Below are 14664 nucleotides of genomic sequence, written 5' to 3' on the forward strand. Positions count from 1 at the left end.
CAGAAGCGGCGCTTCAAATGCGTGAACCATGACCCGAGCGTGCAGAACGGACCTTAGCGAAGACCGATCGGATCGGCGCGCCCAGGTTGTGAAAGGTCTCAGGGTTACCCCGCGCGAGATTGGGCTATGACATGGTGTGATGTGAAAAACACTTGTTTGGGCAGCGCGAACAGGCAGTGTCTTTTGTGGCGAAGATAACTTTCCATCGTCATCTGCTATGACTCGGTCGGCTCGATACTCCAGGGCTGCCGCACGCCCAGAACGGCGCGATCGCGCGAAACCGATCCTTCGACCGCGAGCGAGGAGCAACCGTGCAGACACCATCCGTCCATGTCGCCTCCCTACGGAAGGGCGAGCAGATCCACCGCAGCGAACTCGGCTCGCTCACCCGGCTCACCGCCGACAACTTCCCGATCCTCAGCGGGCTGTCGATCAAACGCCTCACGCTCGCGCCGGGCGCGATCCGCGAACCGCACTGGCACGCCAACGCCACCGAACTGACCTATTGCACCGCGGGGCGGGCACTGGTCTCGGTGCTGGACGACGCGAGCAGATTCTCGTCGTTCCTGGTGAGTGCGGGCGAGATGTTCCACATCGACTCCGGCGCGCTGCATCACGTGGAGAACGTCGGCGAGACCGAGGCCGAGTTCATCCTCGCCTTCCGGCACGAACGACCGGAGGACTTCGGATTCAGCGCGAGCCTCGGCGCCATGACCGATTCGGTGCTCGGCAACACCTACGACCTGCCCGCCGCGGACTTCGCCAGGATCCGGCGCGACACCACCGCCAAGCTCGTCGTGCGACGCGAGGGCGAGCCCGACATCCCGCACGCCGCCCACTACGGCGACCCGCACCACTTCGCGATCGAGGCGATGCCCGCGCCGGTGGACTCGCCGGTCGGGTCGGCTCGCACCGCCCGCGCCCAGTTCTGGCCCGCACTGCACGACATCTCGATGTACTCGCTGCGGGTGCGCGAAGACGGCATGCGCGAACCGCATTGGCACCCCGTGACCGCCGAAATGGGTTACGTCCATCGCGGCTCGGCGCGAATGACGATCATGGACCCGGACGGCGCCTTGGACACCTACACCGTGCGCGAGGGCGAGGTGTACTTCGTCCCGCGCGCCTACCCGCACCACATCGAAGTCGTCGACTCCCCCGAGATCCACTTGCTGATCTTCTTCGACCAGCCCACGCCCGCCGACATCGGATACCGCGCCTCGATGAGCGCGTACTCCCGGAAAGTACTCGCGGCGACATTCGGCGTCGCCCTCGACGAACTTCCCGACCTGCCCTTCACACCGACCGATCCGTTGATCGTCACGCGCAACAACGCACTCGCCCCGTAATCACGCCTGAGCACCCGCCGCCCACAACCTTGCGCTCGACCATTCCCCGTCGATTGATCGTCAGGTAATTTACCATCCAGTCAATTCAGCGAGGAGCGATGCGGTGGCGACGAGATCGTGGTGGGGATGGGGCAACCGGGAAGACGCGGTGACCGGCGCCGAGCGGGAAACCCTCACCCGGCGCGTGGCGGCGCTGCTGCCGGAGGCCGAGTTGACGGTGCACGAGGCGCCGGATCTGATGTCGTTGCGCGTCCCCGCACCTCGCGTCCGGGTCCCGGACGCGCTTGCTCCCTTGGCTTCCGACGAGCTCGGCGATCGGGTCGCGCACGGCCACGGGCAGGCATTCCGCGATGTGGTGCGCAATCTGCTCGGCCGTCTCGCCCACGTGCCCGACCAGGTGTTGCGGCCACGAACCGAGCAAGACGTGCTCGACATCCTGGACTGGTGCGCGAGCGCCGACGTCGCCGTGGTGCCGTTCGGCGGCGGGACATCGGTGGTGGGTGGTGTCGAATTCCGCGAGGCCGACGCCTACGCCGGATCGGTGTCGCTGGACACCGGCCGACTGAATCGAATCGTGGAACTCGACCGCACCAGCCGGGCGGCGCGGATCCAAGCGGGCATCCTCGGCCCGGCGCTGGAGGCGGCATTGCGACCGGACGGGTTGACGCTGCGGCACTTCCCGCAGTCGTTCGAGTTCTCCACGCTCGGCGGCTGGCTGGCCACCAGGGCGGGCGGCCACTACGCCACCGTCTACACCCACATCGACGACATGGTCGAGTCGATGCGGGTGGTCACGCCCGCGGGGATCAGCGAATCCCGCAGACTGCCCGCGTCGGGGGCCGGTCCCTCACCCGATCGGTTGTTCCTCGGCTCGGAGGGCGCGCTCGGCGTCATCACCGAGGCGTGGATGCGTGTGCAGGACCGTCCGCGCTGGCGATCCGGAGCCTCGGTGGTGTTCGGCGACTTCGCAGCGGCCGTGGCCGCGACGCGCGCCATCGCCCAGTCCGCGTTGTATCCGGCGAACTGCCGATTGCTGGATCCGGTGGAGGCGTTCCTCAACGCGGGCGCCGGCGCGGCGGGCGGTGTGCTCGTCCTCGGCTTCGAGTCCGCCGACCATCCCGTCGACGAGCCGATGCGCCGTGCGGTGCAGATCTGCCGCGAGCACGGCGGCGAGATTCCGGACGGCGTCCGCACCACCGATTCGGCGGAGGACTCGGTTCGCACGGGCGCGGCCGACACCTGGCGCTCGGCGTTCCTGCGCATGCCCTACCAGCGCGACGCGCTCGCCGCGCAATCCATGATCGTGGAGACCTTCGAAACAGCGTGCACCTGGGACCGTTTCGACGCCCTGCGGGCGGCCGTGCAGGAAGCGACCACGTCCGCGTTCCGATCCGCCGGTGTGACGGGGGTGTCCACCTGCCGGTTCACCCATGTCTACCCGGACGGGCCCGCGCCGTACTTCGGCATCTACGCCGCGGGCCGATGGGGGCGGACCGTCGAACAATGGGACGAGATCAAGGCCGCCGTATCGGAGGCGCTGCACCGCAACGGCGCGACCATCACCCACCATCACGCCGTCGGCCGCGACCACCGCCCCTGGTACGACCGCCAGCGCCCCGACCCGTTCGCCGCGGCGCTGCGGGCGGCCAAATCGGCGCTCGACCCCGCGGGCATCCTCAATCCCGGCGTGCTGATCGACCCCATCGCGCACCGGCCCGTCGGGGAGGACCGGTGAGCAGGCCGGGCACCAAGGGCGTACCGCGCGAGCGGCGCGAGGAGCAGATTCTCGACATCGCCACCACCGAGTTCGGTGAACGCGGCTACGCCAAGGCTTCGGTCGCCGAAATCGCCTCGGCGGCGGGCGTTTCCAAGCCGCTCGTATACGCGTACTTCGGCTCCCGCGACGGACTGCACGCGGCTTGCGTACACCGCGCCGGGCAGGGACTGGTGGACGCGGTCGCGGCTGCGCAGTCCGCGCGCGGTGCGCACGACCGGGCGCTGGCGACCCTGACCGGGATCTTCCGCGCGCTCGATGGTCGAACGCAGAACTGGAAGATCGTCTACGACCCCACACTGCCGCGTGCGAGTGCGGCCCACACGGTGGCCCGGCACTATCAGGACGCCTTGAACGGCATGGGATCGGCCGGGGTTTCGGAAGTTCTGGCCGACGCCGGCATCACCGACCCCGACGATCACTCCCTGCTGCTGGCGCTCTGGTTCAGCGTCGTGTCCACCACCATCTCCTGGTGGAGCGACCACCCCGGCCACACACCGGAGGACATGACCCGGCGCTGCCTGCGCCTGTTCACCACGATCCGCGCGACGGCCGCCCCGCGGACCTGATCGTGCTCACCATTGGTTCCAGTGCAGGACCTCTTCGCGGGCAACACGTTTCGCGGGACGGAAATCGGTGCCGACGGTGAAGGCGAGTGGGAGGAACGCCGCCAGCATGATCTTCTCGTAGGGCACGCCGAGCGCGTCGGCGAGTTCTCGCTCCAGCGGCGCGTGCGCGGTGGTCCACACCGTGCCGAGCCCGCGGGCACGGGCGGCGAGCATGAAACTCCAGACCGCGGGGAGGATGGAGCCCCAGGTCATGGACTGTTCCAGCACTCCGGCGCGGTCGGTGCGGCCTTCCACGGCCGGAATCACGAAGGCCGGCACCCGATGGATGTTGTCGTACAGGTGCTGGAAGCCTTCACCGATGCGTCGCATCGACGCGGGATGAGCGGACATGCGCCGCACATCGGCGGGAGTGAGCGGCTGTCCCTCCGCGACATGCACGGCGCGGCGGAAGATGTCGGCGACCACCGCGCGCCGCGCGTCGTCGGTGACGACGAGGAAGTGCCATCGCTGACGGTTGCGTCCGGTCGGCGCCTGGGTCGCCAGGTCGACGCATTCCTCGATCAACCCGCGCGGCACCGGCCGCGTGAAGTCGAGACGTTTGCGCACAGCGCGCGTGGTGGACAGTACTTCGTCCGCGGAAAGGTGCAACGACATGACGCCAATCCATCTTCTCGAAAATAGTCTGCTGACAGATGATCTGTGACAGTACGATTCATTCGATCTGGCGTCAAACGATCTGCCGACAGACGATTTGCTAAGCTGCGTCCATGCCGAGCAGGACCGATCACGCACAGGGCGAGTACCTGCGCAGGCTCGCTACGGAGCGCCCGGACATCGCCCTGTGCCGCGTGTCCACCGCTGTCGCCCGCGCGGCCGAGACGCACGCGCAGCAGCAGGGTCTCGGCGTCGGCCAGCATCTGGTGCTGAAGATGCTGGCCGATGTCGGCCCGCGATCGCAGCGCGTGCTCAGCGAGACACTGCGCATCGACCGCAGCGTGATGGTCGGCATCGCCGACGACCTCGAGGCAGCAGGCTACGTTCGGCGGGAAAGAGATCCCGCCGACCGGCGGGCCTACGCGGTGACGATCACCGAGGCCGGACAGCAGGCGCTGGCGAGAGCCGAAAAGGCGGTTCCCGACTACCTGAGCCGAACCTTCGCGGTCCTCGAGCCGGAGGAGCGCCAACAGCTGGTCCGGCTGCTCGACAAGCTCCTGTCGGGCGCGAGCTGAAGGTCCATGGCGGCGCGGAGTTCAGGCGCTCGGCGTCAGGGCGCGCAGCGGCTTGTCGAGTTCCCGGCGATAGAAGTCGAGGAAGCCGTCGGGGTCGGGGCCCGCGTTCTGCATCACGAGATGGTCGAAGCCTGCATCGGTGTACTGCTTGGCGGCGTCGAGGTAGCGGGCGGGGTCCGGGCCACAGGCGAAGTTGTCGAGGATGTCATCGAGCCGGACGGTGGTGGTCGCCGCGGCGAAATTGACCGGATTCGGCAACTCGCTCATCACCTTCCATCCGGTCACCGCCCAGCGGCTGGTATCGAGCGCGGCCTTCGCGGCCGTCTCCTCGTCGGGCGCCCAAGCCATGCCGACTTCCGCGTACCGGGGGCCCGCGCCGCCCGCCGCGCGGTAGCACTCGACGATTTCCGACTTCGGCTCGGTGGCGAACAGGCCGTCGCCGAGTTCGGCGGCGACGCGGGCGGCATCCGGCCCGCCGCCGGCGACGGCGATCGGCGGAAGTGTCTCGGGCAGATCGAAGACGCGGGCCTCGGAGAGGGAAAGGAACTCCCCGTCATAGGACTGATAGCCGCCGCTCCACAGCAAGCGGATGATCTCGATGGCCTCGCGCAGCATGCGATGCCGGATGCGCACGGAGGGGAATTCCCGGCCGACGACATGCTCGTTGAGACGTTCACCCGAGCCGACGCCGAGGGTGAACCGGTTGTCCGACAGGATCGCCAGGGTGGCCGCCGCCTGCGCGATGATCGCGGGGTGGTATCGCAGAATGGGGCAGGTCACGCCGGTCGCGAGGCCGATCCGTTCGGTCTTCGCCGCGATGGTTCCGAGCACGGTCCAGGCGAACGGCGAATGCCCCTGATTGTCCAGCCAGGGATGGAAGTGATCGCTGATCTCGACGAAATCGAAGCCAGCCTCTTCCGCTCGAATCGCTTGCCGGACGAGCTCGTTCGGACCGAATGCCTCGGCCGCCAGTTTGTACCCGATGCGCATCGCCACCTCCTGGTTTCGACTGGGAGCGGCCGGTCACCGCACGAACCGGCTCTCGGCGCGCGTACCCGGCACGCGGCGGCGAAAACTTCCCCGCGCCCGGCTCCGGTCCGCCCCCGATCGGCGACACGGCGTCGCGCCGTCGGCTCAGTCCCGGGTCGGCCAGTAACTTGCCGCGTGCCTGCCCTGCGGCACATAGGTGTTCTCGTCGTCGACTTCCGTGACACCCAGATGCAGCAGTAGCAGCACCGTCACCAGGCTGATGCTCACGATCAGCGGGGTGAGCAACTGCGTCGCGCCCGCCCCCGAAGGTGCGTGCATGTGCTCGGCCTCGTGCACATGCATCGCGAACATGCCCGTGTAGTGCATGCCGGACACCGCGACACCCATGACCAGGGCCGCGCCGACGGTGACGAGCGTGCTGCGGGTGTGCAGCGTGAACCACAACGCGGCGGTGGCAGCGACTACGGCGATCACCATGGACAACGCGACGATCCGTCCGTCGTAGTCGATCGTCGCGTCGGATTTCATGGCGTACATGCCCGCGTAGTGCATCGCCCCGACGCCGAGACCGGTAATGCCGCCGCCGGCCAGCAGTCCCACCGCTCCCAGCGCTCGCTGGTGGGCGATGCGCAGTCCGATCCAGACGACCGTGATGGCGATCAGCGCGCTGATCAGGGTGAGCGGAACGTCGTACCGGATCGTCGCCCCCTCGATGGCGAAGCCGAGCATGGCGATGAAGTGCATCACCCAGATGCCGGTGCCGCCGATCGCGACCGCCGCGGCGATCAGCCAGCCGTCGCGCGCGGAGCCAGTGCGCGATCTGGCCACGCAGCGGAGTCCTAGCAATGATCCGGTGAACGACATGACATAGGCGATGATGGGCGTTAGCCATCCCTGGCTGAAGTGATCGATTTCCAGCACGCGACACTCCCTCGCTGGATAGATTCGGACATCACGGACACGAGGCCCGAATCCCACATAGTGGAACTGCAGGTAGATAGTTTAGAGTACTACTATCCTCTTTAAAAACATAGGACGAGTTTCGGATAGCGGGAAGTGCGCTGGTGGCTGACGAAGCGGCAGCCCTTCGATCCGCCATCCTTCTCTCCGAGTGCCTGCGCGACCGCCAGCTAGCCGCTGGCTTCCACAGGGCGACAGCGTGCGGTCCACACCTCTCGCGCGCGACCCGCGGAAGAGCTCCGCGACGCGGTCGAGCGCCGGATGCACGTGCGGATGCGATGGCCCGCACGGCAGCAGCGCCGTTTCGGCGAACAGCTTCCGGCACAATCGCAGTTAACGCCGGCGAAGGGACAACCGCGCCGAGCGGACCTTCTGCGGCACAGCCCCGCCGGGCCTCCGATTCACCAGTGATCACCCTTTCACGGGTGGCACGAACGGGATGATCGAGGCACCGGTCCCGGCCCTCCTACCGCAGCGCGACAAGGGAATCCCGGTAGCGGCCGACGTCGATCCCCACCGAAATCGCGACATCTGGCGAACTTTCAGCGTTTCTTGATATGTCTCACCCGGGTAACGGCGTATGGTCGCGCTATGCCGACAGTGACGTCGATCGATACCGGAGCCGAACACCTCGCCTGCTGGGTCACCGTCGTCGGGCAACGCCTCAACGGGTTGCCGACAGCAAACCCGCGTGTCCAGCTCGCCCACGCCATGAGCGGCTTCCTCGCGATCGGGCGGGCGAGCATGGCCCTGCTGACCACGTCCGCCAATCCCACCGATATCCGAGACCACGATCTCGTCTTCGAGATCACGGCCGACGCGGAACGCTGGCTCACCGACGCGGCGACCGAATCGGTCGTCAACCGGATCACCGACCGGGGTGAGCACATTCAGCGCTATCTCAGCCCGGCCGCACTCGACACCGTCGCGAAAGCTCGGCTGCGCCGCTGCGCGCAGGCAACGGCGATCCATACCCGCGATCTGCTGACCGGGATCGACGCCGATCCGGACGCGTCGGAGGAGATCCGTGATCTGGCCCGTGATCTCGCCGCCCGCGCGAACGTCATCGCCACGGTCTACGCCGACGACCCGCAACAGCTGCTCTCGATGTCCAGCAGGTGACTCTGGCCACCGCGCGGCATCCGCTCGCGCTCGGCGAGCCGGCCGTGCCGTTCCAGGACGTCGGCGAGTATCACCGGCGCCCACGGGACCCACGCACCGCGTTCCCATCGAGACCACGATGATCGACAATGGGATCATGACGACGGTGCTGCTCGGCGGCGACGTCATGCTGGGGCGGGGTGTGGACCAGATCTTGCCGCATCCCGGTGACCCGAGGCTGCGCGAACGGTACGTCGACGACGCGCGAACCTACGTCGAACTGGCCGAGCGCGCGCACGGCGCGTTCCCGCACCCGGTCGGATACCGGCAATTGTGGGGCGATGTACTGCCGCTGCTCGCCCGGCTCGACCCCGAGGTGCGGTTGCTCAACCTGGAGACGTCGATCACCGCCGACGGCGCGTTCGCCCCCGCGAAGGGCATTCATTACCGGATGCACCCGGACAACGTGCCCGCGTTGACCGCCATCGCCCCGGTGGTCTGCGCGCTGGCCAACAATCATGTGCTCGATTTCGGGATTCCCGGGTTGGCCGACACCCTCGAAGCGCTCGACGCCGCCCATATCGGCCGCGCCGGCGCGGGGGCCGACCTGGCGGGCGCGCGTGCCCCCGCCACGGTGGAACTCGCCGACGGCCGCCGCGTGGTGATCGTCTCGGTCGCCGCCGGATCCAGTGGTGTCCCGGAATCCTGGTCGGCTCGACGCGACCGGCCGGGAGTGTGGCGAGTGGGCTACTCCCCCGGCGCCGCGGCAGCCGACGACGTCGCCGCCGAGGTGGCGGCGCACAAGCGCGGCGACGACATCGGCATCGTTTCGGTGCATTGGGGCCCGAACTGGGGCTACGAGGTCACGGGAACCGAAAGACAGTTCGCACACCGGTTGATCGACGCCGGAGTCGACTTGGTGCACGGGCACTCCGCGCATCATGCGCGTCCGGTCGAGATCTACCGCGGCAAACCGGTCCTCTACGGGTGCGGCGACGTCATCGACGACTACGAAGGCATTCGCGGCCACGAGCGGTACCACACCGATCTGCATCCGCTGTATCTCGTATCGGTCGATCGTTGTCCGGCGGAGATCCGGCTGATTCCACTGCAGGTGCGGCACATGCGCCTGGAATGGGCCCCGCGCGCCGAATCCCGCTGGCTGTGCGCGAAACTCGAGGACATCAGCCGCGGTTTCGGCACTCGTGTAATGCCCGGAACCGACGATATGCCACGGATATTCAGTGCCGCACGACAGTGAGGTGGCGCTGGAACCACTGCACCGCCGAGTCGGCGACTTGCTCGAGCGCACCGGGTTCCTCGAACAGGTGCGTCGCGCCGGGAACGATGTCCAGTTCGCTCGGGCACGGCATCCGTAGCTGGGCCTCCCGATTCATCTCCAGCACCCGTCTGTCGTTGCCACCCACGATGAGCAGGGTAGGCGCGCGTACCGCGCCCAACCTCGCACCGGCCAGGTCCGGACGACCGCCGCGGGATACGACCGCCGCGATCTCGGCGCCGGGTTCGGTCGCCGCCCACAGCGCCGCGCCCGCGCCGGTGCTCGCACCGAAATATCCGGTCGGCAGGCCACCGAGTTCCAGGCGCGTCCGCAGCCAGCGGGTCACCTCGACCAGCCGATGAGCGAGCAACGGGATGTCGAACACGCGGGCGCGGTCGCCTTCCTCCTCGGCGGTCAGCAGGTCCACCAGCATCGTCGCGAATCCGGCGCGATTGAGGGCCTCGGCGACGAACCGGTTTCGCGGACTGCGCCTGCCGCTGCCGCTGCCATGCGCGAAGGCGATCAGCGCGGTGCGGTCCGGCGGGACAGCCAGGATCCCGGCCAGCCGGGTGTACTCCGACGGCACGATGACCTCTGTCCGCGTCGAGGACCGGTGTGCGAACGGCATCGAACACCTCCTGCACTCCGGCGTACCCGATCGGGCCGGTCGTGCGCAAGAGGGGAAGGGCCTTCGTCCGCGCATGGGCGCGGTGGCGGCAGAGCGGTTCGGGCGAAGCTAATCGGGCCCGCCGGGCGACGCCGGCGGCCGCTCCGTGTCCGCGGCTTCGGCCGGCCGCTCCGACCTCACGACCTGGACCCGCAACGGAAGCCGGAACAGGTTGCCCGATCGGTTGCGGACCCACTGGGTGACGGCCGCGACCGCGGAGCCGAGCGATGTCGCGCCCGCGAGCAGCGCCCACGGCGTGAGCGTCGCCGAGGTGTAGGCGACCTGCCCGATTCCGGGCACGACGAGCCTGCCGTTGCCGAACGCCCAGTTCATCAACGATCCGATCTGTCCACCGAGATCGTTCCTGCGTCCGACCATCGCCTTCAGCTCGGCGCCCTTGCTGTTGATGTAGAGCACGGTGCACACCACGAACAGCGCGGCGACCACCGTGGCCAGCGTCGCCAGCCGATTGAGCGCCTCCAGCCGGAGGCGCAGATTCACCACCACCGCGAAGATCGCGATGATGATCGCCGCACAGGCCAGCAGTGCCCAGAAGCCGGTGATCTTGGCGCCGGGCGGCGCCGAGCGCGACCAGACGTTGAGGAACCGCGTGGTGATCTCCATCCGGCCGAACGCGTTGGTACTGACCTTGCCATCGGCGCCCGCGGCGGTGAGCCACGGCTGGAACAGCAGCACGAGCGTCACCAGGCCGCCGACCGCGGCCCACACATAGCCCCAGTATCCGCGCAATGCGGCCAGAATCGCCTTCGCCGGCACCACGGCGCCACGGGCCGCCCGGTTCTGCTGGGCGGAGCGGTCGTCTCGCGTTTCGTCCGACTGCCAGGGCGTTGGCTGCACCATTGCCTCAGTTTAGGGTCGCGTCACTGTCCGAATTCGGCGCCGACTCACCGCCGGTGGGAAGGCTCCGAATACAGATCCGGCGCGGGCGCCACCAGAACAGACGACCTCCGGTAACGATCGCGTTACCGAGTGACGCCACGCCGCACCGAACCAATCGCACAGCGCCGCCGGGGCAACAGTATCGGAGGCTAGTAGATCGCCGCACGACAAGATCGACGACCGGCAGGTCTCCGATAGGCAAAGGTGACCGGGCCACATATCGAAGCACGCAATACGGGCAGTTATAGGGCAGAAAGAAATCTGCCGGTACGTTATCCGGCCGAATCGGCTGCCGCTGCCCCGAAAACAACACCACCGGTGATGTTCCTGTTACGTAAGGCGGGGGAACTTGACGTTTCCTTGCCTGGTGCTCACCGGACTATGGGTGAAGCATGAAATCCGTGAGTCAGAGTTAGGTTTCATTCGAGTCGAAGGATGCGCAATGTCCACCAGAATCAAGAAATTCGTCGCCGCGACCTCGATGGCCGCCTCCTTGGGCGTCCTCGCGGCACCCGCGGCAACCGCCGAAACGACGCCGACGAACACCGCGACACCGGTGTGGGGCTCGGTAGTGTTCTGCATTCCGCTCTTCAGCGCCGTCTGGTGCATCTGAGAACACCTGGTGTGCGGCCGAGCCGCGTTCCGGCGGGTCGCATTCCGGTGGGAAGTCTTTTCCAATTCCGCCGACCGGCGGCGGGCGAAGCATTCCGCCGGGTCTCGCGCAAACCGACGTAAGGGAGGCAGAGCACCGTAGTTGCCGCCGCACGTGGATCGACCGTTGCGGCGGCACTGTGCGATCCTCGCCGGGCCGGTGTCGGGAGTGCGTGTAGCAGCTCTTGACTTCAGGTCGACCTCAACTCGCAAGCTGAGCGCATCACGAGGAGAGGTGACCATGACAACGTTCGGAGCAAAGCAGAGCCGAGGCTACGATCAGCGGGCTTCCCGGCTGCTCAAAGGCCTGTACCGCCGGATCGCCGCGGACATCGACGCGGACGCGCCAACGGGGGCGTGGGTGCTCGATGTCGGCACCGGGCCAGGAGAATTGCTGGCGCGGTTGGTTTCTCGGCGACCGGATCTGCACCTGCACGGCATCGACCTCTCACCACACATGATCGACCTCGCCGAGGCGAAGCTGTCCGGTGGCACGGTCGAACTCTCGGTCGGGGACGTCGCCGCGCTCCCTTACCCCGACGACAGCTTCGACTTGGTCGTCTCCAGCCTGAGCATGCACGAATGGCCGGATGTCGGCCGCGCGACAGCCGAACTGGCACGAGTATTGCGCCCGGGCGGCGCCGTGGCGATCTACGACTTCCGGTTCCTTCGGTCGGCGGCCGCGCTCAGCGCGTTGCGCCGTTCGTTCGATGCGGCGACCGTACGTCGCGAACCGGTGCGTCCGCCGCGTCATCCGGTCGGGCTGTACACACGCCTCACCGCCCGTACCGCCTAGAGTGCGGAGCATGGCTGGCGACGACATGCCGATCGGCGAGTTCGCAGCGCGGTTCGGTCTGGCCACCCATGTGCTGCGGCACTGGGAGGACGCCGGATTGCTCGCGCCGCGGCGGGACGGGGCAGGCCGTCGCCGCTATGGGGACGACGATGCGGAAACCGTGGCGATGATTCTGATCGGCAAGCAGGTGGGTTTGTCACTGGAGGAACTCGCCGCGCTCTTCGCCGAGGCGTCCGACCGCTCCGCTCGCCGCGATCTGCTGCGCGCACACCGCGACCAGCTCGTCCGCCGGATCGCCCAGGCCACCGCGGCGCTGGAGACCATCTCCCACGCGCTCGACTGCGCCGCCGCGGACTTCAGGCAGTGCCCGCATTTCCAGGCCAAGGTCGCCGACGCGCTGACACTGGTCACGAACCGGTCAAGCCGACGAGGGTAAATCGTTATGGCGCATCGAATTCCGCCCTGACGGCGCAATTCGCCGCCACACGGTGGCCGCGCGGTGCATCGGCGGCGACAGGGGGTGCTGCACCGCATTTCCGGCATTAGGATCGAGTCCTGCGAACTCGGACACAGCAGCCATTGACACTTCGACTCGATAGAGGTGCCCCGTGAGCAGGACGATTCGGATACCCGCGGTGGAACTCGCCGATCATGTCGGCGAATCCGTCGTCGGGTACGGCACTCTCACCCAAGCAGGAGTGGTCCAGCCGGGCGGCGACCTCGTGGTCGCGGTCTTCGGTGTGGAAACCAACCGGCGCGAAAAATCCTTCACGCCGGGTCAATTGGTCGAATTGGAGGTCACCGACTGACCACGGCGGCCGGCTTCGGGCGCACCGGCGGGTGGGGTGCCGTTCCGCACTCCGCCGCGCCGTCCGCCCGATTCAGCCGATCAATGCGTTCATGATCGTCCCGGCGCTGGTGGCGATGACGCCGCCGAGCATGCCGCCCGCGACCATCTTCGCCGACGCCAGTGGACCGCCGTTCCATTTCTCCCAGGCGAATTTCCCACCGGCGTAGGCGATTCCGGTGACGCCGGAGAGAATTACGAACCACGTGAAATACCGGAACAGCTGGAGGATTTTTTCCGAGTTCGGGGGGGCCTCGGGGACCGGGTCGTCCACCTGAGCCAGGAGAAATGCTTCGACTGCCGTATGGATCGTCATTGATCTGTCTCCGTCGCGTATCCGCAGGACAAGTTATACGCAATCGCTATGACGTTCGAAGTATCGCGATCCCGATCGCTCGCGTCAACCCCTAGCCTGGGCGAAATCGCCGCGACGCCATCGTTCGTGTGCGCAACCGTGTCAGATGTCCACGGACGGGTAGTGCGTGCATGTGAGCTGCAACGGTGACTGGACGGCGGGCGGTGACCTCGACCCGGTGGCCGCGCGGGCGGTGATCGAACAAGCCAAAGGCGCGGTCATGCTGGTCTACGGTCTCGACGCCGACGAAGCGTTCGCCATTCTGCGCGTGCGATCTCAGGAGACCAACACCAAACTGCGTGTTCTGGCCGCCAACGTCGCCGCCGAGCTACCGTCGGTCGGCGTGCCCGCGGTGACCAGCGAACTGCGTAGCCGAGTCGACCGGCTGCTGTCGACGGCGCACGAACAAGATCGATGAGCGCTGCGGCTACCGCCGCTTGCGGGCCACGACGAAGACGCGCCGGAAGGGCAGCCAGGTGGTTCCGTCGGCGCGCCGCGGGTAGGCGCCGCGCAACAGGGGGGCGAGTTGTGCCGTGAATTCCCGCCACTGCGCGTCGTCGAGGGCACCGCGCACCGGCCGCAATGCCGTGCCGGTGACCCATTCGAGCACCGGATCGTCACCCGTCAAACGGTGCAGGTACGTCGTCTCCCATGCGTCGACCGCCCCGCCCGCCGCGGCGAGCAGATCGGCGTATCCGGCGGGATCGAGTACGGCCCTCGGCTCGAGGATGCCCGCTCGGGCGAGGCTGTCGCGCCACTCGTCGCGGGCGGCCACCTGACGGATCGCCCGGTGTGATGCCGCGTCGAAATTCCCGGGCACCTGAAGGGCCAGGAACGCTCCCGCCCGCAGCTGCCGCATCCACCGCGACAGCAGATCCGCATGCTCGGGCACCCAGTGGAGGACGGCATTGCAGATCACGACATCGGTCTGCGCGCTCGGCCGCCAGTCCTGCACCGACCCGAGCGTCGCATCGAGGCCGCGATCTCGCGCGGCCGCGACCATCTCCGGCGACGAGTCCAGCGCTTGCACGCGCGCGCCCGGCCAGCGCCGCGCCAGAACCTCGGTGAGATGCCCTGGACCGCAGCCCAGGTCCACCACCACCCCGGGTTCGGCCGCGGTGACCCGGCTCAACAGGTCGAAGAACGGGCGCGACCGGTGATCGTCGAAGGCGAGGTACTGCTGGGGATCCCACATAG

At 67.7% G+C, this 14664-nt stretch carries 17 protein-coding genes and 1 pseudogene; 11 read left to right on the forward strand and 7 right to left on the reverse strand.

The features are described 5' to 3' along the window. The first annotated feature begins 311 nt into the window (after positions 1-311). The 3 genes from ACH49X_RS17310 (at position 312) to ACH49X_RS17320 (ending at position 3692) form a co-directional block, all read left to right on the forward strand. Positions 312-1349 (forward strand): cupin domain-containing protein, encoded by a 1038-nt coding sequence (locus ACH49X_RS17310; protein ID WP_195079300.1) that lies wholly within the window; start codon positions 312-314, stop codon positions 1347-1349. 103 nt (positions 1350-1452) lie between these two features. Continuing rightward, positions 1453-3084, forward strand: a complete 1632-nt coding sequence (locus ACH49X_RS17315; RefSeq protein WP_195079299.1) for an FAD-binding oxidoreductase — start codon at positions 1453-1455, stop codon at positions 3082-3084. Continuing rightward, the gene (locus ACH49X_RS17320) at positions 3081-3692 is read left to right on the forward strand and encodes a TetR/AcrR family transcriptional regulator (RefSeq protein ID WP_195079298.1); all 612 of its coding nucleotides are present in this window, start codon (positions 3081-3083) and stop codon (positions 3690-3692) included. Before ACH49X_RS17315 ends, ACH49X_RS17320 begins: the two co-directional genes overlap by 4 nt. Before the next feature lie 6 nt (positions 3693-3698). Here the strand turns inward: ACH49X_RS17320 and ACH49X_RS17325 are convergent, their stop codons facing one another. Continuing rightward, positions 3699-4346, reverse strand: a complete 648-nt coding sequence (locus tag ACH49X_RS17325) for a nitroreductase family protein (protein ID WP_195079297.1) — start codon at positions 4344-4346, stop codon at positions 3699-3701. A 113-nt stretch (positions 4347-4459) separates the two neighbouring features. Between ACH49X_RS17325 and ACH49X_RS17330 the strand changes: the two genes are divergently transcribed. Continuing rightward, the gene (locus ACH49X_RS17330; RefSeq protein WP_195079296.1) at positions 4460-4921 is read left to right on the forward strand and encodes a MarR family winged helix-turn-helix transcriptional regulator; all 462 of its coding nucleotides are present in this window, start codon (positions 4460-4462) and stop codon (positions 4919-4921) included. A 21-nt stretch (positions 4922-4942) separates the two neighbouring features. On the opposite strand, the gene ACH49X_RS17335 is transcribed toward ACH49X_RS17330, so the two are convergent. Then, positions 4943-5911: a TIGR03557 family F420-dependent LLM class oxidoreductase gene (locus tag ACH49X_RS17335; RefSeq protein ID WP_195079295.1), complete on the reverse strand. Its 969-nt coding sequence runs from the start codon at positions 5909-5911 to the stop codon at positions 4943-4945. Between the two features lie 144 nt (positions 5912-6055). Then, positions 6056-6832: an MHYT domain-containing protein gene (locus ACH49X_RS17340; protein ID WP_357205577.1), complete on the reverse strand. Its 777-nt coding sequence runs from the start codon at positions 6830-6832 to the stop codon at positions 6056-6058. 630 nt (positions 6833-7462) lie between these two features. On the opposite strand from ACH49X_RS17340, the gene ACH49X_RS17345 reads away from it, so the two are divergent. Further along, the gene (locus ACH49X_RS17345; RefSeq protein ID WP_195079293.1) at positions 7463-7993 is read left to right on the forward strand and encodes a hypothetical protein; all 531 of its coding nucleotides are present in this window, start codon (positions 7463-7465) and stop codon (positions 7991-7993) included. 118 nt (positions 7994-8111) lie between these two features. Continuing rightward, positions 8112-9233, forward strand: a complete 1122-nt coding sequence (locus tag ACH49X_RS17350) for a CapA family protein (protein ID WP_357205580.1) — start codon at positions 8112-8114, stop codon at positions 9231-9233. Here ACH49X_RS17350 and ACH49X_RS17355 read toward each other — a convergent pair. Beyond that, positions 9214-9819 (reverse strand): annotated as a pseudogene (locus ACH49X_RS17355) (dienelactone hydrolase family protein); the annotation flags it as partial. The gene ACH49X_RS17350 and the pseudogene ACH49X_RS17355 sit on opposite strands and share 20 nt — an antisense overlap. Positions 9820-9987: 168 nt before the next feature. Next, positions 9988-10779, reverse strand: a complete 792-nt coding sequence (locus ACH49X_RS17360) for a hypothetical protein (RefSeq protein WP_195079291.1) — start codon at positions 10777-10779, stop codon at positions 9988-9990. 481 nt (positions 10780-11260) lie between these two features. On the opposite strand from ACH49X_RS17360, the gene ACH49X_RS17365 reads away from it, so the two are divergent. From ACH49X_RS17365 to ACH49X_RS17380, 4 genes are all read left to right on the forward strand, one after another. Next, positions 11261-11431, forward strand: coding sequence for a hypothetical protein (locus ACH49X_RS17365; protein WP_195079290.1), 171 nt, complete (start codon positions 11261-11263; stop codon positions 11429-11431). A gap of 279 nt (positions 11432-11710) precedes the next feature. After that, on the forward strand, positions 11711-12265 hold the full coding sequence (locus ACH49X_RS17370; protein ID WP_195079289.1) for a class I SAM-dependent methyltransferase: 555 nt from the start codon (positions 11711-11713) through the stop codon (positions 12263-12265). Between the two features lie 10 nt (positions 12266-12275). Further along, on the forward strand, positions 12276-12701 hold the full coding sequence (locus ACH49X_RS17375; protein ID WP_195079288.1) for a MerR family transcriptional regulator: 426 nt from the start codon (positions 12276-12278) through the stop codon (positions 12699-12701). A 172-nt stretch (positions 12702-12873) separates the two neighbouring features. Next, entirely contained in the window at positions 12874-13074 is a 201-nt protein-coding gene (locus ACH49X_RS17380) for a hypothetical protein (RefSeq protein WP_169810655.1), read from the forward strand. A gap of 72 nt (positions 13075-13146) precedes the next feature. On the opposite strand, the gene ACH49X_RS17385 is transcribed toward ACH49X_RS17380, so the two are convergent. After that, positions 13147-13428 (reverse strand): hypothetical protein, encoded by a 282-nt coding sequence (locus tag ACH49X_RS17385; RefSeq protein WP_195045607.1) that lies wholly within the window; start codon positions 13426-13428, stop codon positions 13147-13149. A gap of 172 nt (positions 13429-13600) precedes the next feature. Here ACH49X_RS17385 and ACH49X_RS17390 point away from each other — a divergent pair, with 172 nt between their 5' ends. Then, positions 13601-13885 carry an ANTAR domain-containing protein gene (locus ACH49X_RS17390; protein ID WP_323124057.1) on the forward strand — a complete coding sequence of 95 codons (285 nt, stop codon included), beginning with the start codon at positions 13601-13603 and terminating at the stop codon, positions 13883-13885. A gap of 9 nt (positions 13886-13894) precedes the next feature. On the opposite strand, the gene ACH49X_RS17395 is transcribed toward ACH49X_RS17390, so the two are convergent. Beyond that, positions 13895-14662, reverse strand: a complete 768-nt coding sequence (locus ACH49X_RS17395) for a trans-aconitate 2-methyltransferase (RefSeq protein ID WP_357205583.1) — start codon at positions 14660-14662, stop codon at positions 13895-13897. Positions 14663-14664: the final 2 nt, after the last annotated feature.

The sequence above is a fragment of the Nocardia sp. NPDC019323 genome (assembly GCF_044389845.1).
Taxonomy (GTDB): domain Bacteria; phylum Actinomycetota; class Actinomycetes; order Mycobacteriales; family Mycobacteriaceae; genus Nocardia; species Nocardia implantans.